Consider the following 18,808-nt stretch of genomic DNA (forward strand, 5'->3'; position numbering starts at 1 on the left):
AAACGGGCGAACGGCGCGAACAATTCTGCCGCTCGGCTCGCATCATGTGGCCGATTTCCGGGCTGATGTCTGTCACCGGCCGGCAACATGGTGAGTCTGCTGTAGCGTATCGGCTGGCCGCCGAAAGCAGCATTGCCAGGGGCTCGGGATGGCCTACATCCAAGGTGTGCTCACTCCCATGGCACACCAGCGCCCCGGGCGAGGTTTTCAGACAGCGCCGCGGCCGGGGCGCTTCTCTCACGCACCCTGAGAAGCGGTGTGCCGGTTGTTGGTCTTCACCGGCGGCTGACCGAGCCAGGCGCACAACTCCTCCAGCGACGGAAAGCTGTGCTCGATGTCCTGGAAGGGCGACGGCCGCTTGCTGCGCGGCAGGTCCTCGAGCAGCTCGGCCGTCCAGATATAGGGTTGGCGCAGGCCGCTTCTGACTACGCTGGCGACAATGGTGTCGGACAGGTAGAGATCATAGGCGCCCGGAGCCAGCTGGATCAGGCTGTAGCTCATCATGGGTTCTCGTTAGAAGGTCAGCTGGCAAATAATTCACTCGTGGGCTTATATTTGGTGGGCCTGGAGGGACTTGAACCCCCAACCAGACCGTTAGGATGGGCCGGCTCTAACCATTGAGCTACAGGCCCCACCGCCAGCCGCCATGACAGTCCACAGCGGGCTGGCTGTACTTGTGGAGCATGCAAGGTCTGTTCAATAAACCTCGGCGGCATTATAAACCAAAGACAGCTTTTCCCTGCGACCTATGGCTTTACGCGAGTCCTGACCTCGTGGTCGGTGGTAGCGAACATCACTACCATGTCGGACGTGGTTAGGGCGTTCCAAGATAAGAGCATGGCTGATATTTGCTCGCGGCGATGGTCTGGCGTAAGGCGGATTTGCCTCACCTTCGGCTATTGCCACACCATCGCACCGCCGGTGCGTCTCTTCAGGTGGTTGGGCCGGAAATGCGCCGAACCACGATCCGAAAAATCGATCCTGTCTTCAGGGTTGCTGTGTTTGGTTTATAATGCCGCCGTATGTTTGGAAGCAGATCTTGTTCCAGCCCCTTCAACGGCTTCCTGACCCTCGCCCCGCGTTGCGAGGCCTGCGGCCTCGACTACTCCTTCGCCGACCCGGCCGACGGCCCGGCCTTCTTCATCATGATCCTCATGGGCATCCCGGCGGCCGGGTTCGGTGTCTGGGTCGAGATCATGTGGGAGCCGTCCGTCTGGGTTCACCTGCTCACGTCAGGTCCGTTCCTGCTGCTAACCTGCATCCCGCCGATCCGCATCGCCAAGGGCATGCTGGTCGCGAGCCAGTACTTCCACAAAGCCGAGGAAGGCCGGTTCGAGATTCCGCGACGGACTGCGGAGACGGAGCCGCCCTCCCCCGGCACTGTCGGTTCCCGCGGCTGAGCCGTTGGTTCGTAACCGTCGTGATTTGCCCCAATGTCCCGTAATCACGACATCGACGGTCCGCGAGTAGTCATTCCGCAGATGAGAGCGCAACCGAGTTGCCACTCAGGCTCGCTTCAGGCGATCCGGCAGGTCACGGTCAACCTCACGGCTGGTTCAGAGATGATCCAGTGCCGTCAGGCTTCCCATCTTGCGGGAAGAGATCTCATCGTCTGAACAACACAATTCTGCCACAAACCAAATTAGATTGAGCTTGGCAATGAGCGGGAGAGAGCCAGCGTGCTGGCCGCCGAAGGAGCAACTGCCCCGGAAACTCTCAGGCACCCAGGACCGCTTCATTGCACAACACTCTGAAAAGTGGAGCATCCTGCTCCCGCCCATGGTGAAAGTCGCGGCGGCCGCTGGCATCCGGACGAAACTCTCAGGCCAATGACAGAGGGGGCTCCACCGCAGCATCGCCTGCGGGACCATGATGGAGCCTGACGAATGCCCTTCCCCTACATGCCCGCAAGCCGTGATGCGCCCCCTTCGCCACGAGGGCCAGCAGAGAACCTGATGCGCCGGTTGGGACTCCGTCCAAGCCGCTGACGCGTCACGACCCATCCCCGAACGCCCGTCGACCATCTCTGGGACGCATCTCGCGGTCTCGGCCCATGACCTGACGCCTCGCCCATCGAGAGCTGTGGGAATGATGGCGACGTGCACCAAGGGGGATTCCCTTTGCCATTCACCGCCATTGAGCGAGTGCCGTCGCGTCAACGCACGCACTCGCCTGAACCCGGGTGCTCGCCATGCGCTTCGTTCTTCGCTTCCTCGGCTTTGCCACGGCCCTGGCCTCGCTTCTTCTGGTCAGCGGCTCGCTGACCGTCGGCATTCTGCTCTGGCATCTCTCCGCCGACCTGCCCGATCACGCGGAACTCACACGTTACGAGCCCGCGGTAACGACGCGCCTGCATGCCGCCGACGGCCGGATCATCGCCGAATACGCGCGAGAGAACCGGCTGTACCTCCCCCTGGAGGCCATGCCGCAGCGGATCGTCGCGGCCTTCCTGTCGGCGGAAGACCGGCACTTCTATGAGCACAACGGCATCGACCCCAAAGGCATCGGCCGCGCCCTGCTCGCCAATCTCGCCAGCGACGCCGCCCGCCCGCAGGGCGCCTCGACGATCACCCAGCAGGTCGCCAAGAACCTGCTGCTGTCACGCGAGCAGACCTACAGCCGCAAGATCAAGGAGATCCTCCTCGCCTTCCGGATCGAGGAGACCTTCAGCAAGGACCGCATCCTTGAGCTGTATCTCAACGAGATCTATTTCGGTATGGGCCACTACGGCATTGCCGCGGCCGCGCTGGGCTACTTCGACAAGTCCGTGCATGAGCTGAGCCTGACGGAGGCGGCCTATCTCGCCGCCCTCCCGAAGGGGCCGAACAACTATCACCCCTTCCGCCAACCCGAGGCGGCCATCGCCCGCCGCAACTGGGTCCTGGAGCGGATGGCCGCCAACGGCTACATCGGGCAGGAGGAGGCGGATGTGGCGACGGAGGAGGCGTTCGTCGTCAATCTGCGTTCAGTCTCGCCGCACGAGACCCAAGCCGGCTACTTCGCTGAGGAGGTCCGGCGCGAGCTCGCCAACCGCTACGGCGAAGCGACGCTCTACGAGGGCGGCCTGTCGGTCCGCACGACGCTTGACCCAACGATGCAGGCTGCGGCCCGCAAGAGCCTCGTCGACGGCTTGGTCCGCTTCGATGAGGCCCGGGGCTGGCGCGGAACCGAGACCCGGCTTGCCTCTGTCGAGGGCGATTGGGGTGTGAAGCTCACCGAACTGCCAACGTGCGAGGACATCCGACCATGGCAGCAGGCTGTCGTGCTCGCCGTCGACGCCAAAGGCGCCCGTATCGGCCTGCGGCCGGACAGGGATGTCACCGGTGCCATTGAGACCGCCCGCCGCACCGGACGGATCGCGAGCCGGGGCATCCGGTGGTCGGGCCAGAGCCGCGTGAGCGATGTCCTGCGGGTCGGCGACATCGTCCATGTGGAGCCCATCAAAAAGGCGTCCAATGAGTACCGGTTGCGCCAAGTCCCCGAGATTTCCGGAGCCCTGGTCGCGCTGGAGCCGGACACCGGACGCATCCGTGCCATGGTGGGCGGCTTTTCGTCCAGCCAGAACGAATTCAACCGCGTCACCCAGGCCTGGCGCCAACCCGGCTCCACGTTCAAGGCCCTCGTCTACGCGGCGGCCCTGGACAACGGCTACACGCCGTCCAGCCTCGTTCTCGATGCGCCGCTGTCCATCGACCAGGGCACGGGACAGGCACCGTGGTCCCCGGGCAACCACAACGGCCGCTACGACGGTCCGTCCACGCTCCGCATGGGGCTGGAGCGCTCCAAGAATGTGATGACGGTGAGGCTGGCGCGGGACGTCGGGATGCCGCTTGTGTCCGACTATGCCCGGCGCCTCGGCGTCCAGGACGACCTGCCGCCGCGGCTCGCGATGGCGCTCGGAGCCGGCGAGACGACGGTGCTGCGGATGACCTCCGCCTACGCGATGTTCGTCAACGGCGGCCGCCATGTTCGGCCAACGCTGATCGAGCACATCCAGAACCGCCACGGGAAGACCATCTTCCGGCACGACCGGCGGGCATGCTCCGGCTGCGCCGCCCTCTCCTGGCGCAACCAGGGTATCCCCAGGCTGGCGGACAAGGCGGAGCAGGCCATCGATCCGCTGACGGCCTACCAGGTGACCTCCCTGCTGGAGGGTGTCGTCGAGCGCACGCTGCCAAAGGTGTTCTCCGGCTTCGGCCGGCCACTCGCCGGCAAGACCGGAACAACCAACGACGCCAAGGACCTGTGGTTCGTCGGCTCGACGCCGGAGCTCGCCGTCGGCGTGTTTCTCGGCTACGACCGGCCCCGCTCGCTCGGCAGGTCGGCCTACGGCTCCGGGCATGCCGCGCCCATCGTCCGCGCCTTCCTGGAGCAGGCGCTCGCGGGCAAGCCGCGAACCGCCTTTCGCGTTCCGGCCGGCATCAAGCTGATCCCGGTTGATCCTTATACCGGCGATCGCAGTGCACTCGGAGCAGGCACGATCCTGGAGGCGTTCAAGCCCGGCACCGAGCCGCCGGCAACCGCGCTTCCCCCTATCTCAAACTGGAGCCCGGCCGACGTCCCAGCCCGGGAGGCTTATGCCCCTCCCGGCCCCAGCTACTTCCGCTGATGGGACGGGTGACGTGATGGCTCGGTCTCTGTTCCAGCTCGCCTTTGAACGCAGCCCCGCACGCATCCGGCTGGCAGCCCTTGGGTTTGTCGGCCTGTTCGCCGCGATTGCAGTGCGACTGGTCGCGTTCGCCCTCGACCCTGCCGAGCCCCGCGCGGCCGCTCAGGACCGGATCCAGCGCATGCGGCCGGACATCGTTGACCGCAACGGCGTCCTGCTCGCCAAGGACCTGAAAGCCTTCTCCGTCTACGCCGAGCCCCGCAGGATCATCGACGTCGACGAGGCGGTCGAGGGCCTGACCGACGTGTTCGCGGACCTCAACCCGCACGACCTGCGTCGCAAGCTCACGTCGGAGTCAGGCTTCGCCTGGATCAAGCGCTCGATCCCGCCCTCCGCGGCCGATCGCGTCTGGTCGCTCGGCTTGGCCGGCATCCACCTGCGGCCCGAACCGACGCGCGTCTACCCCAACGGGGCTGCGGCGGCGCATGTCCTGGGTGCGGTCGACATCGACAACCAGGGCCTGTCGGGAATCGAGAAGTGGATCGATGCCACCATGGGAACGGGAACCGGAGAGCTGTCGAGCGGACAGGCGCCGGCGCTACGGGCCGATATAGCCGTCCGCCTCAGCATCGATCTCAGGGTCCAGCACCTCTATGCCGAGCAACTGCGCCGCGCCGTCGAAACCTACACCGCCATTGCCGCGGCGGGACTGATTCTTGATGTCACCAACGGCGAGGTCCTCGCGCTCGTGTCACTGCCCGATTTCGATCCGAACGAGCCGGATCTGGCGCTGCACCCGGATCGCATCAACCGGATGCAGGTTGGCCGCTACGAGATGGGGTCGATCTACAAGGCCATCACGACCGCGCTCGCATTGGATACCGGGCTGTTCACGCTTCACTCGACCTTCGACGTCAGGCAGCCGCTCACCATCGGCGGCGCCAGCATCGACGACTTCCGCGGCAAGAAGCGGGTCCTGACGCTGCCCGAGAGCTTCATCTACTCATCGAACATCGCCATGGGCCGGATGGCGCTGGTCACGGGCGCGTCCCGGCTCCAGGCCTTCCTGAAGTCGCTCGGTCAGTTCGACCGGATCCGGACCGAATTGACCGAGAGCTCCGCACCCATCGTGCCATCGCGGTGGAGCGATGTCACAACCGCGACGGTCGCCTTCGGGCACGGCATCGCGGTCACACCCCTTCAAGCCGCCATGGCGGTGGCGGCGTTGGTCAATGGCGGTGACCTGATCACCCCCACCTTCCTCGCCGGACGCGGCCTCGGCGACCGCCTCCGAGCTGCGGCCGTGATCAAGCCGGAAACCGCCGCGGCCATGCGCGACCTGATGCGCCTCAACGTCGAGGCGGGATCGGCCCGGCGGGCCTCGCTCGATCCGATCCGGATCGGCGGCAAGACGGGAACCTCCGAGAAAGTCATTGGCGGGGTCTACTCCAAGGAGAAGGTCATGACGTTCTTCGTCGGCGTCGCTCCCATCGACGCACCGCGCTACCTGTTCCTGACGATCCTCGATGAGCCGCGCGGTCTGCCGGAAACCTTTGGCTTCCGCACCTCCGGATGGAATGCGGTACCGGTGACGCGGCGTGTCATGGGTGAGGCCCTGCCGCTGCTCGGCGTCCAGCCCTGGACGGCTTCCGCGCATTGATATTGATCTCGCACACCATGATGGATTTCTGACCGATGTTCGACACGTTTGCCGCCCTCCTCGACTGGTTTGGAATCGTCATCTTTGCGACCACCGGAGCGCTGGTCGCCTCACGCAAGCAGATGGACCTGGTCGGCTTCGTGCTGCTCGGCACAGCCACCGGGATCGGCGGCGGAACGATCCGCGACACGCTCATCAACGCACTTCCGGTGTTCTGGGTGCGGGAGCCGACGTACCTGGTCACCTGCGTGCTGGTCTCCTGCGCAACCTTCTTCCTCGCCCATATCCCGCAATCGCGGCTCAAGCTCCTGCTGTGGTGCGATGCCGTCGGCATGGCCCTGTTCGCGGTGACCGGGGCCGAGAAGGCGTTGCTGGCCCAGGCGGGTCCCATCGTTGCGGTTGCGATGGGCGTGATCACGGCCACCTTCGGCGGCGTCGTCAGGGATATCCTGGGCGGCGAAAGCCCGGTGATCCTCAGTCGCGAGATCTATGTGTCGGCGGCGCTCGGCGGAGCGGTGATCTTCGTCGCCCTGGCACTGGCGGGGGTTGCCCGCGAGTATGCGCTGGCCGGCGGCTTCTGGGCCGCGTTCGCGATCCGGGCGGCGGCGCTGCGGTGGGACTGGTCCCTGCCCCGCTATCGGCCGCGGCCCGGGCGCACGCGGGAGGAAATCGATCGCTGACGGCCCCGCGTCGCATGGATGCTTGCTCAGGATCGCCTGCCTGGGATCATGGGACCGGACTGGATCGAATCGGTTTCCGGCCAAAGGCCGGGTGTGCTCACGTGATCCCGACCCATGGATGTACATTCCCGGGCGGCAGCCGGGACCGCAAGTGACCGTGCCTGCCCGTCTGACCGGGTGATGAGGAACCTGCCCCATTGCAGGGCGGTTGGCCGTATGGAGGATCGCGCGATCACCTGCAGGGAGTGACCGCAGTCCATCAGTCGACCCCGGGCCAAGCCGGCGGAGGATGCGATGAAGACGGACCGGATCATTCCCGTATTGATCGTGGTCGCCGCGGTGGCCGCCTGGACGCCATGGGCACGGCAGAACCAATCGCGGCAGCCTGTGAGCGGTGGACAGATGACGACGCCCATGTGCGGAAATGGACCCGGATGATCCTGCCGGGCCAGCCGCGATCCCGGCCGCACGGAGGCTCGTCTCTCCGCTCATGCGCCCGATACGAAATCCTGATCGAAGACCCGGCGATCGACATTGTCGCCATCGTATGCACCAGGCGATGGCCGTGACTCTGGTTTCACGTCACCGTCACGGCGGCCCCGGCGGAATTGGGCCGGGGTCATCCCGTAGCGTGCCTTGAAACTCCGGCCGAAATGGGAGCTGTCGGAAAAGCCGAGTTCCGCTGCGATCAGGACGGCCGGAAGGCCGCTATGCTCGAGCATCCAGCGCGCGTGCTTGAGGCGCAGGGCCATATAGCTCTCCTGCGGACTCTCGCCCAGGTGGTTACGGAAATGACGCTCAAGCTGGCGCACGCTCAGCGACAGGGCCTCAGCGAGGTCGTGAATGGCAAGAGGTTCCATCAGGTTCTGCTCCATGAGGAGCAGGGCCCGCGAGACGAGATGGTCATCCTTCGTGGCGGCGAGGGATGGCGCGGGCTGTGCGGTGTCGCCTGACCGTGGCCGCTCGACGAGAAGGATATGCAGGGCCTTGTAGGCTTGGGCCTGCCCCAGACGGTCGCTGACCAGGCGAGCCGCGAGATCGGCCACACCAGCTCCGCCGGAGCATGTGATGCGGTCCCGATCGATCACGTAGAGGCGGTCGGCGATCGGGACGAGGTCCGAGAACTCTTCCAGGAAGTCCCGGTAGTGATACCAGCTGACGCAGCACTTGCGATCGGTCATCAAGCCCAAGCGGCACAGGACGAAGCTGCCGGTGCACACGCCGACGAGCGTCACGCCGGCCTGGGCTGCATTCCTCAGGTATCGCGCAATCTCGGGGGGAATCCCGGGAGCGCCATGCAGCAGCCCGCCCACGATCACCAGATAGTCGAACGTCTTCGGGTCGACGAAATCCGACGACGGCTGGATGTCGATTCCGCAGCTGGACCGGACCGGCCGGCGCTGCGGGCTCATGACCTCCCAGGCGCAGGCGATCGGCCGGCTGAGATCGCCCTCGTCGGCCGCCAGGCGCAGGACGTCGACGAAGGTCGAGAACGCCGTCAGGGTGAACTTCGGCATGAGCACGAAGCCAACTCTCAGCTTGGGACCGGTGTGCGCCATTTTCATCCCCTGTCGCATCCGTTCTACCCGATTGTCGCGGAAATACGAAGTGCCGCGGCCGATGCACGCCATAACAGGCGGACAGCACGAGGGTGTTCCAATGCGCCGATTTTCGCTTCTCACGCTTCTGAAGGAGGCGACGAATGCTCACCAGGGCTGGGGACGCCAGTGGCGCGCCCCGGAGCCCAAGGTCGGCTACGACGCCGTCATTGTCGGTGGCGGCGGCCACGGCCTGGCCACGGCCTATTATCTGGCGAAAGAGCACGGCATGCGGAACATCGCCGTGCTCGAGAAGGGATGGATCGGCGGCGGCAACACCGGCCGCAACACCACCATCATTCGCTCCAATTACCTCTATGATGAGAGCGCCGCGATCTATGAGCACGCGCTCAAGCTCTGGGAGACGATGTCTCAGGAGCTGAACTATAACGTGATGTATTCGGCCCGCGGCGTCATGATGCTGGCCCACAACGTCCATGACGTTCAGAGCTTCAAGCGCCATGTCTATGCGAACCGCCTGAATGGCATCGACAACGAGTGGTTGACGCCCGAAGAAGCCAAGGAATTCTGTCCGCCCCTGAACATCTCCAAGAGCCTGCGTTACCCGGTCATGGGCGCGGCTCTGCAGCGTCGCGGCGGCACGGCCCGCCACGATGCCGTTGCCTGGGGCTATGCCCGCGGCGCCGACGCGCTCGGTGTCGACATCATTCAGAACTGTGAGGTGACGGGCATTCGCCGGGGCCTCAGTGGCGCAGTCGAAGGGGTCGAGACCTCAAAGGGCTTCATCCGAACGCCGCGTGTTGGCGTCGTCGCTGCGGGCCACACCAGCGTGATCATGGAGAGGGCCGGGGTTCGCATGCCGCTGGAGAGCTTCCCGCTGCAGGCGCTCGTCTCCGAGCCGGTCAAGCCGGTCTTTCCCTGCGTGGTCATGTCGAACGCGGTTCATGCCTACATCTCGCAATCGGACAAGGGCGAACTCGTCATCGGCGCCGGCACGGACCAATACGTGTCCTACAGCCAGCAGGGCGGCATCCATATCGCGACGCACACCCTCGATGCGATCTGCGAACTGTTCCCGCAATTCACCCGCATGCGGATGCTGCGCAACTGGGGCGGCATCGTCGACGTGACCCCGGACCGCTCCCCGATCATCGGCAAGACCCCGGTGCCGGGCCTGTTCGTCAACTGCGGCTGGGGCACCGGCGGCTTCAAGGCGACGCCCGGGTCCGGCCACGTCTTTGCCCACACCATCGCCAAGGGCGAGCCCCATCCCATCGCCGCTCCCTTCACCATGGACCGTTTCCGGACCGGCCGTCTCATCGACGAGGCGGCGGCGGCGGCCGTTGCACATTGAGGCGCACCATGCTGCTCGTGAATTGCCCCTACTGCGGCCTCCGTCCGGAAATCGAGTTCCGCTGCGGCGGCGAGGCCCACATCGCTCGCCCGGCCGAGCCGTCAACGCTCAGCGACAAGGACTGGGCGGAGTTTCTGTTCGTCCGCACCAACGCGAAGGGCACCTTCGCCGAACGCTGGAACCACGCCCATGGCTGCCAGCGCTGGTTCAATGCCCTGCGCGACACCGCCAGCGACCGGTTCATTCAAACCTACAAAATGGGTGAAACGCGGCCCGACCGCGCACCCGGGCAGGAGAAGCTCTGATGGCCCAGGCTTACCGACTCTCCAAAGGCGGTCGCGTCGACCGAACGAAGCCGGTCACAATCAGCTTCAACGGGCAGAGTGTGCAGGGCTATGCTGGCGACACCGTCGCTTCTGCTTTGCTCGCCAATGGCATCCATCTGGTCGCCCGCTCGTTCAAGTACCACCGGCCTCGCGGCATCGTCACGCATGGTTCGGACGAGCCGAATGCCCTGCTGGATGTGGATCGCGGGCGGGGGCGTGCCGACCCGAACAACCGGGCTACGGTGGTGGAGGTCTTCAATGGCCTGACCATCGCCTCGCAGAACCATTGGCCGTCGCTCGACTTCGACGTCGGCGAGGTGAATGATCTCCTCTCGCCGGTGATCGTCTCCGGGTTCTACTACAAGACCTTCATGTGGCCGCGCTCGTTCTGGACCAAGGTCTACGAGCCGCGCATCCGCGCCGCCGCCGGCCTTGGGCGTGCCCCGACCGTGTCGGACCCGGACCGTTATCAGTACCGCCATGCCCATTGCGACGTGCTCGTCGTCGGATCCGGGCCGGCGGGACTCGCTGCGGCCCTGGCTGCCTCCGAGAGCGGAAAGCGGGTCATCATCGTCGATGAGCAGGCGGAGCTCGGTGGCTCGCTGCTGCACGACGTGACCTCGCTGATCGACGGCATCCCGGCGCAGGATTGGGTCCGGCAGGCGGTCGATACACTGGATTCCCGTGCCAACGTGGTGGTTCTGCCCCGCACGACCGCCTTCGGGTACTATAATCATAACCACATTGCCTTGGCTGAACGCGTGACGGATCACCTGGCGGACCCGTCATCCAACCTGCCGCGTGAGCGGCTCTGGCAGGTGCGTGCCAAGCAAGTGGTCCTGGCGACCGGGTCTCATGAACGCCCGCTCGTCTTCGCCGACAACGACCGTCCTGGCATCATGCTGGCGGAGAGCGTCCGCGCCTTCATCAATCGTTACGGCGTAGCGCCGGGGCGCCAGATCGTGTTCGCCACCAGCGGCGCATCCGCGTACATGGCTGCGGCCGATGCCAAGGCGGCCGGGCTCGCAGTCTCGGTGGTCGATGTCCGCAGTGAGGCGGAGTGCGGACCCGAGGTCGCTCAATTGCGATCGATGGGCTGCGAGGTGCTGACCGGCCATACGGTCGTCGCCTCGCAGGGACGCAAGCGTGTCACCGGCCTTATCATCGCGCCAATGGGTGCCGACGGCCGCGTCGGCGCCCGCCGCACCCTGCCGTGCGACTGCGTCGGCATGTCGGGCGGCTGGACCCCGGCCATCCACCTGTTCTCCCAGTCACGCGGCAAGGGCCGCTACGAGCCCTCGTTGGACGCCTTCCTGCCCGGCCCGTCGGTGCAGGCGGAGCGCTCGGCCGGCGCCGCCAAGGGAGTGTACCAGCTCAATGAATGCCTGTCGCAGGGCTGGGCGGCCGGTGCCGAGGCGGCGGAGCATGCGTCCGAGCGGACCTTCGACGCCACCGACGGCCCGGTCGGCTTCAAGCCGGTGCGGGTGCTCCCGACCGACGTCAATTCCAAGCGCCTGCGTGCCTTCGTCGACTTCCAGAACGACGTGACGGCCAAGGACATCAAGCTTGCGGTGCGCGAGGGCTTCGAGTCCATCGAACACGTCAAGCGCTATACCACGACAGGTATGGCGACGGATCAGGGCAAGACGTCGAACATGAACGCGCTTGGTCTGGTGGCGGGCATTCTCGATCGACCCATCCCGGCGGTCGGAACGACCACCTTCCGGCTGCCCTATACCCCGACCACGTTCGGCACCTTTGTCGGTCCGAGCCGTCACCACTTGTTCGACCCGATCCGCACCACGCCGATCCACGAATGGGCGGTGGCCCACGGGGCGGAGTTCGAGAATGTCGGTCTGTGGAAGCGGGCCTGGTACTTCCCGAAGGCAGGCGAGGACATGCATGCCGCCGTGGCACGCGAGTGCAAGGCCGCCCGTACGAGTGTCGGTATCTTCGATGCCACGACCCTCGGCAAGATCGAGGTCGTGGGCCCGGATGCCGCCGAGTTCATGAACCGCATCTATACGAACGCGTGGTTGAAGCTCGAGCCGGGCAAATGCCGCTATGGACTGATGCTGAAGGAAGACGGCTACATCATGGACGACGGCGTCGTCGCGCGTCTCGCCCATGACCGCTTCCATGTGACCACGACGACGGGCGGGGCGCCCCGCGTGCTGGCCCATATGGAGGACTACCTCCAGACCGAGTGGCCAGACCTCAAGGTGTTCCTGACCTCGATCACCGAGCAATATGCGGTCATTGCGCTCCAAGGTCCGAAGGCACGCGAGGTGATCGCGCCGCTGGTAACGGACATCGATCTGTCGCCGCAGGCGTTCCCGCATATGTCCGTACGCACGGGCCTCATCTGCGGCGTTCCCTGCCGCCTGTTCCGCGTGTCGTTCACAGGCGAACTCGGCTTCGAGATCAACGTGCCCGCCGATGATGGACGCAGGGTCTGGGAAGCGATCTTCGAACGGGGCCAGCCCTATGGCATCACGCCCTACGGCACCGAGACCATGCATGTGCTGCGAGCCGAAAAGGGCTTTATCATCGTCGGTCAGGAAACGGACGGCACGGTGACGCCGGACGATCTCGGCCTGTCGGGTCTCATTGCCAAGACCAAGCCGGACTTCGTCGGCAAGCGCTCGCTCTCGCGTCCTGACATCGTGGGCGCCGGTCGCAAGCAGCTGGTCGGGTTGGTGACCGATGATCCAAACGAGGTGCTCGACGAGGGCGCTCAGATCGTCATGGATCCGAACCAGGCGATTCCCATGCGCATGGTGGGACACGTGACCTCCAGCTACTGGAGCTCGAACTGCAATCGTTCGATCGCGCTTGCGCTCCTGGCGGGCGGACGCTCGCGGATGGGCAGCCGCATCTATGTCACGACTCCGACAGGCTTCACGACCGCACGGGTCTGTGAGCCAGTGTTCTTTGACCCTGCAGGGGAGCGCCTCAATGCCTAGGACCAGCCATTCCGCCCGCCGTGACCTGTCGCTGGTGACAGAGCAACCTGTTACACTGCCTGAGACGACGACGCAGGTCGCGATCCGGCCTCTTCCGGCTCAGGCTCGCTTTTCACTTCGGCTGAATGAGGCCGACCTAGAGGGCGCCAAGACTGCCGCGGGGTTCACACTTGATCTTCCGATCAACAGCCGTTCGGGCTCGGCCGAGCGATCCTCAATCCGCCTCGGCCCGAACGAGTGGCTTCTGATCGGGCCCTATGGCGACGCTGGGGCCATCGCCGACCAGGTCGGCGCCGCCCTCAGTGGCCGCTTCTACACCCTCGTGGACGTCAGCCACCGCAATGTCGGTATCATTGTCTCCGGCCGTCGCGCGGCGGACGTGCTCAACAGTGGCTGCCCCTTGGATCTCGTCGAGGCCGCCTTTCCCACAGGCATGGCGACCCGCACGCTGATGGGCAAGGCCGAGATCGTGCTCATGAAGCTGGATGACGCGCCGACCTTTCAGGTGGAGTGCTGGAGGTCGTTCTCGACCTATGTGCGCGACTACCTGGTCGAAGCAGCCCGTGAGTTCGAACCATCCATCGCCTGATCGAAAAGCGGGGTTCCCGTGACCAGTGCCTTTGAACTCTTCAAAATCGGTATCGGACCATCAAGCTCGCATACGGTCGGTCCCATGGTGGCGGCGAAGCGCTTCATCGACGAGTTGAAGCGAGACGGCCTGAAACCGAGGCGGATCAAGGCGGAGATCTATGGATCGCTGGCCTGGACCGGCCGTGGGCACGGGACAGATACAGCAATCTGCCTTGGCCTTCTCGGAGGGACACCGGACACGGTTGATCCAAACAGCGTCGCCGACCTGGTCCATCATCTTCACGAGGCTAAGCAGGTTCTTGCAGGTGACAACGTCCGAGCAGAGTTTGATCCGGACCGGGACATTGTCTTCAACATGAAGGACGTACTGCCGGGGCATTCCAATGGCATGCGCTTTTCGGCCCTCGACGTGCACGACGCAGTCATCTCCGAGAAAGTTTTCTACTCTATCGGCGGCGGGTTCGTCGTGCTCGAGGGCGAGCCGGCGGATAGCAGGGCTACGCCGGTGCCTTACCCATTTCACTCGGCCGCCGAGCTGCTGAACATCTGCACGGAAAAGAGCCTGACAATCGCCGAGGTTCAACTCGCCAATGAGTTGGCCGCAAGGTCGCGCGAGGAGATCGACAACCGCCTGGACGCGATCCGTGACGCGATGTTCGCTTGCATCGATCGGGGATTGTGCATGGAAGGCCAATTGCCTGGCGGCCTTCGGGTCAAACGCCGGGCGAAAGCTCTCTATGACGAACTGCAGAAAAGGCGCAATAAGAACCACCGCAGCCCGCATGAGGTCATGGACTGGGTCAGCACCTACGCCATCGCGGTCAACGAGGAGAATGCCTCCGGCGGCCGCGTGGTTACGGCGCCCACGAACGGTGCTGCCGGCATCATCCCGGCGGTCCTGCGCTACTGCCGCGATTTCTGCTCCGAGTACACGCCAGAGGGCAGCCACACGTTCTTGCTGACCGCTGCGGCGATCGGCAGCTTGATCAAACGTAACGCGTCGATTTCCGGCGCCGAGGTCGGCTGTCAAGGCGAGGTGGGGTCGGCCGCCTCGATGGCGTCGGCCGGGCTGGCGGCCGTGCTGGGCGCCACGCCGGCCCAGGTCGAGAACGCCGCAGAAATCGCCATCGAGCATCATCTTGGCATGACCTGTGATCCCATCGGAGGATTGGTGCAGATCCCCTGCATCGAGCGCAATGCCTTTGGCGCCAACAAGGCCATCGCCGCTGCGTCCCTCGCTTTATGCGGCGACGGAACCCACCGGGTCACCCTTGATGAGGTGATCGAGACGATGCGCCAGACAGGCTCCGACATGCAGACGAAGTACAAGGAGACGTCTCTCGGCGGTCTCGCCGTCAATGTTGCCGAATGCTAAGGGAGAACCAGATGTATACGCACCCGCTTGCTACTCCTCTTTCGAACCAAGCCCTGCCAGGAGCAGGGCAGCATGACAGCGAGGTTTTCGACGCGATCGAGGCTGAACTGCAACGTCAGCAGGATCAGATCGAGCTGATCGCATCCGAGAACATCGTGTCGGGAGCAGTTCTCAAAGCCCAGGGCTCGGTCTTTACCAACAAGTACGCAGAAGGCTATCCGGGCCGGCGCTACTACGGCGGCTGTGAGCATTCCGACACCGTGGAGGCCCTTGCCATCGATCGCGCGTGCAAGCTGTTCGGATGCACCTTCGCCAACGTGCAGCCGCACTCCGGCGCTCAAGCCAATGGTGCGGTGTTCATGGCCCTGCTGCAGCCCGGTGACACGATCCTGGGCATGGCCCTGTCCGCCGGCGGCCATTTGACCCATGGAGCCCCACCGACCATGTCGGGCAAGTGGTTCAAGGCGGTCGGCTACGGGGTTCGCCAGGAGGATGCACAGATCGACTATGATGAGGTCGAGCGATTGGCACGGGAGCATCAGCCTAAGCTGATCATCGCCGGCGGTTCCAGCTACCCCCGCGTCATCGACTTCGCACGCTTCCGTGCGATTGCGGATGCTGTCGGGGCCTACCTGTTCGTGGACATGGCTCACTTTGCTGGGCTTGTAGCCGCAGGCGTCTATCCATCGCCGTTCCCGCATGCCCATGTGGTCTCGACCACAACCCACAAGACCCTCCGTGGCCCACGCGGCGGCATGATCCTGACCAACGACGAGGCCATCGCCAAAAAGCTCAACTCCGCGGTGTTCCCCGGTATGCAGGGCGGTCCGCTGATGCATGTCATCGCCGCCAAAGCAGTCGCCCTTGGCGAGGCATTGCAACCTGAGTTCAAAACCTATGCGACCGCCGTGGTGGCGAATGCCCGGGCGCTGGCGACTCGCCTGGTCGAGCGTGGCGCTGCTATCGTGTCTGGCGGCACGGACAGCCATGTCGTCCTGGTTGATCTGCGTCCCATCGGTGTGACCGGCAAAGCCGCCGAAGCTGCCCTCGAACGGGCCGGGCTGACCTGCAACAAGAACGGCATTCCGTTCGATCCCGAGAAACCGGCCGTGACCTCGGGCATCCGTCTTGGGACGCCGGCCGCCACCTCTCGCGGGTTTGGCATGAAGGAATTCGAGCAGGTCGGCGACTGGATCGCTCAGGTGCTGATTGGCCTCGCTCAGAACGGCGAGACGGTGAACGAGGCAACGGAGAAGCAGGTCCGCCGGGAGGTTAAGGCGCTCTGCGGCCAGTTCCCGATCTACCAGTAACAGACGACATCGGTCATGACTGACTTGGCGAGCGGCGGGGCAATCTCCGCCGTCTCGAGGTCACATCACCATCGAACGCCCACCATTGGACCGAAACAGCAGATCATGAAGCTCGAAGATCCACGCTACGTGCTTAAATTCTCGTGCTACGACACGATCGGCATCATCCAGGCGATTTCGAGTTTTCTGGTCAATAACGGCTGCAACATCATCACGAGTTCGCAGTTCGGCGACCGCGAGACCGAGCGCTTCTTCATGCGCGTCGCCTTCACACCGATCGATCCCCGGACGGAACGCTCGGCGCTCGAAGGACTCTTCAAGCCGATCGCCGAGCGCTACCGGATGGATTGGAGCCTGCACGAGACAAGCACCCGGGCGAAGGTGCTGCTCATGGTCTCGCGCTTCGGGCATTGCCTGAACGATCTTCTCTACCGCCAACGCATCGGCGCCTTGAACATGGACGTCGTTGGCATCGTCTCCAATCACCGGGACTTCGAAGATCTTGGAACGAGCCGCAACATCCCGTTTCACCATCTCCCTGTCACGAAAGAAACCAAGGCCCGGCAGGAAGCGCAGTTGCGTGACGTCATCGAGACCACCGGTGCGGATCTGGTCGTGCTGGCCCGCTACATGCAGGTGCTGTCCGACGAGATGTGCCAATATCTGTCAGGCCGGGCGATCAATATCCATCACTCATTTCTGCCGAGCTTCAAGGGGGCTGCTCCCTACACCCAGGCCTATACCCGTGGAGTCAAGCTCATCGGTGCGACCGCTCACTACGTGACCCCGGAGCTGGATGAGGGGCCGATCATCGAGCAGGAAGTGCAGCGCGTGAGCCATGAGCATTCGCCGGACGACCTGACCGCCATCGGTCGCGATGTGGAGAGCCTCGCCCTATCCCGCGCGGTCAAGTTCCATATCGAGCACCGCGTGCTCCTGAACGGGAACAAGACTGTCGTATTCCGCTAAGACACGCAGAGTTTGTGCCAAGATTGGCGAGCTCAAATATGCGTCCGATCGATGATCCGCGACCCTAGGGTTTGTTATCGGCCTGCGTCGATGGCTTGCCCTCGATCCTATTCAAAGTTCGGCGATCCTTCGCAGGCCCCCTTTGGCGAGGAACTACAATGCACCGGCCTGCGAACGTGATGATCCAACCATCTGCCTCAGCGTCGCTGATGACCCGGTCAATCCAGCGAGAGAATCTCTTGATCGCGCTTGTGAACGTAGAGGACATTCGAGCCTCACAGGGAATAGTCGCTCATCCTGTTATGTCTGCTCAGCCTTCCGGGAGAACATAAGCACTCTCTGTCTTCCAGGACAGACCTATCCTCCCGCCTCTCCGGACATGGTTCTCCCGGAATGTCATATCAGGCACCAGAACCTTGATTTCCTGACGTTCATCCGTCTCGACATAAACCCTGACCGCGGCACCGACGAACTCTTCGCCGATAATCCTCCCGACCATCACATTAGCTCCGGGTTGCGGGTGTGCAAGGCTGATCTGGATACGATCCTCGGGAACGACGAACCGAATCTGATCGCCGGCGGATACGGATCTTTGAGGGTTGACCGGTGTCTCGAAGCTGGCACTCGCCGTTTGCACCGAAACCGTCGCGTCGGCGATCCGGTGGACCGTTCCTTCAAAGATGTTGGAGGAACCCAGGAATTCGGCCACGAAACGATTGCGGGGGGTGCGGTAGATGTCGACAGGTCGCCCGATTTGCTCGATCCTCCCGCGGCTCATGATGATGACGCGGTCCGCCATCGAGAACGCTTCCGACTGGCTGTGGGTGACATAGACAAAGGTTATGCCGAGTTCTTCCTGCAACTCCGTTAGGACCGCCTGCATGCGCACCTTCAGGTGAGCATCAAGGGCACTTAATGGTTCATCCAGCAGCAGGATCTTCGGTTCGGTCACCAACGATCGTGCCAGCGCGACGCGTTGGCGCTGGCCGCCGGAAAGCTGCGCGATGTTGCGGTTCGTGAATTCGGAAAGTCCCATGCGATCCAGCCACCCGAGTGCGCGCTTGCGTCTTTCCGCTGCCGGAACCTTCCTCATCCTGAGGCCAAACTCGACGTTCTCGACAACGGTCAGGAAGGGAAACAACGCAAGGCTCTGCCAGACCAGTGGCGTCTCCCGCTGCCACGGCGGGAGATCGTTCATGCGGTGACCTTCGATCCTGATCTCTCCCTCGGATGGCGCCTCCAGACCCGCCAGCATCCGCAACGTGGTCGTCTTCCCGCATCCGGAGGATCCCATGATCGCGAGGAACTCACCAGCGGCGATCTCAAAGCTCGTGCGTTCGACGGCCGTAACGGCGCCGTAGCGTTTAACGACGTTGTCGACGGCGACGAGAGGGATTTTCGACATTGTG

At 64.1% G+C, this 18,808-nt stretch carries 15 protein-coding genes, 1 tRNA gene and 1 riboswitch; of the genes, 11 read left to right on the forward strand and 5 right to left on the reverse strand.

The features are described 5' to 3' along the window. Positions 1–237 precede the first annotated feature (237 nt). Complete coding sequence (locus JO965_RS46755; RefSeq protein ID WP_371827051.1) at positions 238–504, reverse strand: hypothetical protein; 267 nt, start codon at positions 502–504, stop codon at positions 238–240. 52 nt (positions 505–556) lie between these two features. Beyond that, positions 557–632: transfer RNA gene (locus tag JO965_RS46760), tRNA-Arg, on the reverse strand. Between the two features lie 390 nt (positions 633–1,022). On the opposite strand from JO965_RS46760, the gene JO965_RS46765 reads away from it, so the two are divergent. The 4 genes from JO965_RS46765 to JO965_RS46780 all read left to right on the forward strand — a co-directional run bounded on the left by JO965_RS46765 (position 1,023) and on the right by JO965_RS46780 (position 6,949). Then, the gene (locus tag JO965_RS46765; protein WP_203448052.1) at positions 1,023–1,400 is read left to right on the forward strand and encodes a DUF983 domain-containing protein; all 378 of its coding nucleotides are present in this window, start codon (positions 1,023–1,025) and stop codon (positions 1,398–1,400) included. A gap of 254 nt (positions 1,401–1,654) precedes the next feature. Then, positions 1,655–1,743: riboswitch (glycine riboswitch) on the forward strand. Between the two features lie 448 nt (positions 1,744–2,191). Beyond that, the gene (locus JO965_RS46770) at positions 2,192–4,609 is read left to right on the forward strand and encodes a penicillin-binding protein 1A (protein ID WP_203448053.1); all 2,418 of its coding nucleotides are present in this window, start codon (positions 2,192–2,194) and stop codon (positions 4,607–4,609) included. 16 nt (positions 4,610–4,625) lie between these two features. Next, positions 4,626–6,269 (forward strand): penicillin-binding protein 2, encoded by a 1,644-nt coding sequence (locus tag JO965_RS46775; protein ID WP_203448471.1) that lies wholly within the window; start codon positions 4,626–4,628, stop codon positions 6,267–6,269. Positions 6,270–6,304: 35 nt separating this feature from the next. Next, positions 6,305–6,949 carry a trimeric intracellular cation channel family protein gene (locus JO965_RS46780; protein ID WP_203448054.1) on the forward strand — a complete coding sequence of 215 codons (645 nt, stop codon included), beginning with the start codon at positions 6,305–6,307 and terminating at the stop codon, positions 6,947–6,949. 26 nt (positions 6,950–6,975) lie between these two features. On the opposite strand, the gene JO965_RS46785 is transcribed toward JO965_RS46780, so the two are convergent. Together JO965_RS46785 and JO965_RS46790 are read right to left on the reverse strand one after the other, a co-directional pair. Continuing rightward, a complete protein-coding gene (locus JO965_RS46785) occupies positions 6,976–7,419 on the reverse strand; it encodes a hypothetical protein (RefSeq protein ID WP_203448055.1) in 444 nt (147 codons plus the stop codon). 18 nt (positions 7,420–7,437) lie between these two features. After that, positions 7,438–8,508 carry a GlxA family transcriptional regulator gene (locus JO965_RS46790; protein ID WP_246777347.1) on the reverse strand — a complete coding sequence of 357 codons (1,071 nt, stop codon included), beginning with the start codon at positions 8,506–8,508 and terminating at the stop codon, positions 7,438–7,440. 100 nt (positions 8,509–8,608) lie between these two features. On the opposite strand from JO965_RS46790, the gene JO965_RS46795 reads away from it, so the two are divergent. The 7 genes from JO965_RS46795 to purU all read left to right on the forward strand — a co-directional run bounded on the left by JO965_RS46795 (position 8,609) and on the right by purU (position 17,399). Then, on the forward strand, positions 8,609–9,862 hold the full coding sequence (locus JO965_RS46795; RefSeq protein WP_203448057.1) for a sarcosine oxidase subunit beta family protein: 1,254 nt from the start codon (positions 8,609–8,611) through the stop codon (positions 9,860–9,862). 8 nt (positions 9,863–9,870) lie between these two features. Then, complete coding sequence (locus JO965_RS46800) at positions 9,871–10,167, forward strand: sarcosine oxidase subunit delta (protein ID WP_203448058.1); 297 nt, start codon at positions 9,871–9,873, stop codon at positions 10,165–10,167. Then, positions 10,167–13,154 carry a sarcosine oxidase subunit alpha family protein gene (locus tag JO965_RS46805; protein WP_203448059.1) on the forward strand — a complete coding sequence of 996 codons (2,988 nt, stop codon included), beginning with the start codon at positions 10,167–10,169 and terminating at the stop codon, positions 13,152–13,154. The genes JO965_RS46800 and JO965_RS46805 overlap by 1 nt, the downstream gene beginning before the upstream one ends. Further along, complete coding sequence (locus JO965_RS46810; RefSeq protein WP_203448061.1) at positions 13,147–13,743, forward strand: sarcosine oxidase subunit gamma; 597 nt, start codon at positions 13,147–13,149, stop codon at positions 13,741–13,743. Before JO965_RS46805 ends, JO965_RS46810 begins: the two co-directional genes overlap by 8 nt. A gap of 18 nt (positions 13,744–13,761) precedes the next feature. Next, positions 13,762–15,120, forward strand: a complete 1,359-nt coding sequence (locus JO965_RS46815; RefSeq protein WP_203448063.1) for an L-serine ammonia-lyase — start codon at positions 13,762–13,764, stop codon at positions 15,118–15,120. A gap of 11 nt (positions 15,121–15,131) precedes the next feature. Next, the gene (gene glyA / locus JO965_RS46820; protein ID WP_203448065.1) at positions 15,132–16,430 is read left to right on the forward strand and encodes a serine hydroxymethyltransferase; all 1,299 of its coding nucleotides are present in this window, start codon (positions 15,132–15,134) and stop codon (positions 16,428–16,430) included. 105 nt (positions 16,431–16,535) lie between these two features. After that, positions 16,536–17,399 (forward strand): formyltetrahydrofolate deformylase, encoded by an 864-nt coding sequence (gene purU, locus JO965_RS46825; RefSeq protein WP_203448066.1) that lies wholly within the window; start codon positions 16,536–16,538, stop codon positions 17,397–17,399. 310 nt (positions 17,400–17,709) lie between these two features. Here purU and JO965_RS46830 read toward each other — a convergent pair whose 3' ends face one another. Then, complete coding sequence (locus JO965_RS46830) at positions 17,710–18,804, reverse strand: ABC transporter ATP-binding protein (protein WP_203448067.1); 1,095 nt, start codon at positions 18,802–18,804, stop codon at positions 17,710–17,712. Positions 18,805–18,808 lie beyond the last annotated feature (4 nt).

The organism is Microvirga sp. VF16 (assembly GCF_016864375.1).
Taxonomy (GTDB): Bacteria; Pseudomonadota; Alphaproteobacteria; order Rhizobiales; family Beijerinckiaceae; genus Microvirga.

Coding starts and splice junctions, on each gene's coding strand:
- JO965_RS46755 (WP_371827051.1), bottom strand. CDS start 504: ATGATGAGCTACAGCCTGATCCAGCTGGCTCCGGGCGCCTATGATCTC.
- JO965_RS46765 (WP_203448052.1), top strand. CDS start 1,023: ATGTTTGGAAGCAGATCTTGTTCCAGCCCCTTCAACGGCTTCCTGACC.
- JO965_RS46770 (WP_203448053.1), top strand. CDS start 2,192: ATGCGCTTCGTTCTTCGCTTCCTCGGCTTTGCCACGGCCCTGGCCTCG.
- JO965_RS46775 (WP_203448471.1), top strand. CDS start 4,626: ATGGCTCGGTCTCTGTTCCAGCTCGCCTTTGAACGCAGCCCCGCACGC.
- JO965_RS46780 (WP_203448054.1), top strand. CDS start 6,305: ATGTTCGACACGTTTGCCGCCCTCCTCGACTGGTTTGGAATCGTCATC.
- JO965_RS46790 (WP_246777347.1), bottom strand. CDS start 8,508: ATGGCGCACACCGGTCCCAAGCTGAGAGTTGGCTTCGTGCTCATGCCG.
- JO965_RS46795 (WP_203448057.1), top strand. CDS start 8,609: ATGCGCCGATTTTCGCTTCTCACGCTTCTGAAGGAGGCGACGAATGCT.
- JO965_RS46800 (WP_203448058.1), top strand. CDS start 9,871: ATGCTGCTCGTGAATTGCCCCTACTGCGGCCTCCGTCCGGAAATCGAG.
- JO965_RS46805 (WP_203448059.1), top strand. CDS start 10,167: ATGGCCCAGGCTTACCGACTCTCCAAAGGCGGTCGCGTCGACCGAACG.
- JO965_RS46810 (WP_203448061.1), top strand. CDS start 13,147: ATGCCTAGGACCAGCCATTCCGCCCGCCGTGACCTGTCGCTGGTGACA.
- glyA (WP_203448065.1), top strand. CDS start 15,132: ATGTATACGCACCCGCTTGCTACTCCTCTTTCGAACCAAGCCCTGCCA.
- purU (WP_203448066.1), top strand. CDS start 16,536: ATGAAGCTCGAAGATCCACGCTACGTGCTTAAATTCTCGTGCTACGAC.
- JO965_RS46830 (WP_203448067.1), bottom strand. CDS start 18,804: ATGTCGAAAATCCCTCTCGTCGCCGTCGACAACGTCGTTAAACGCTAC.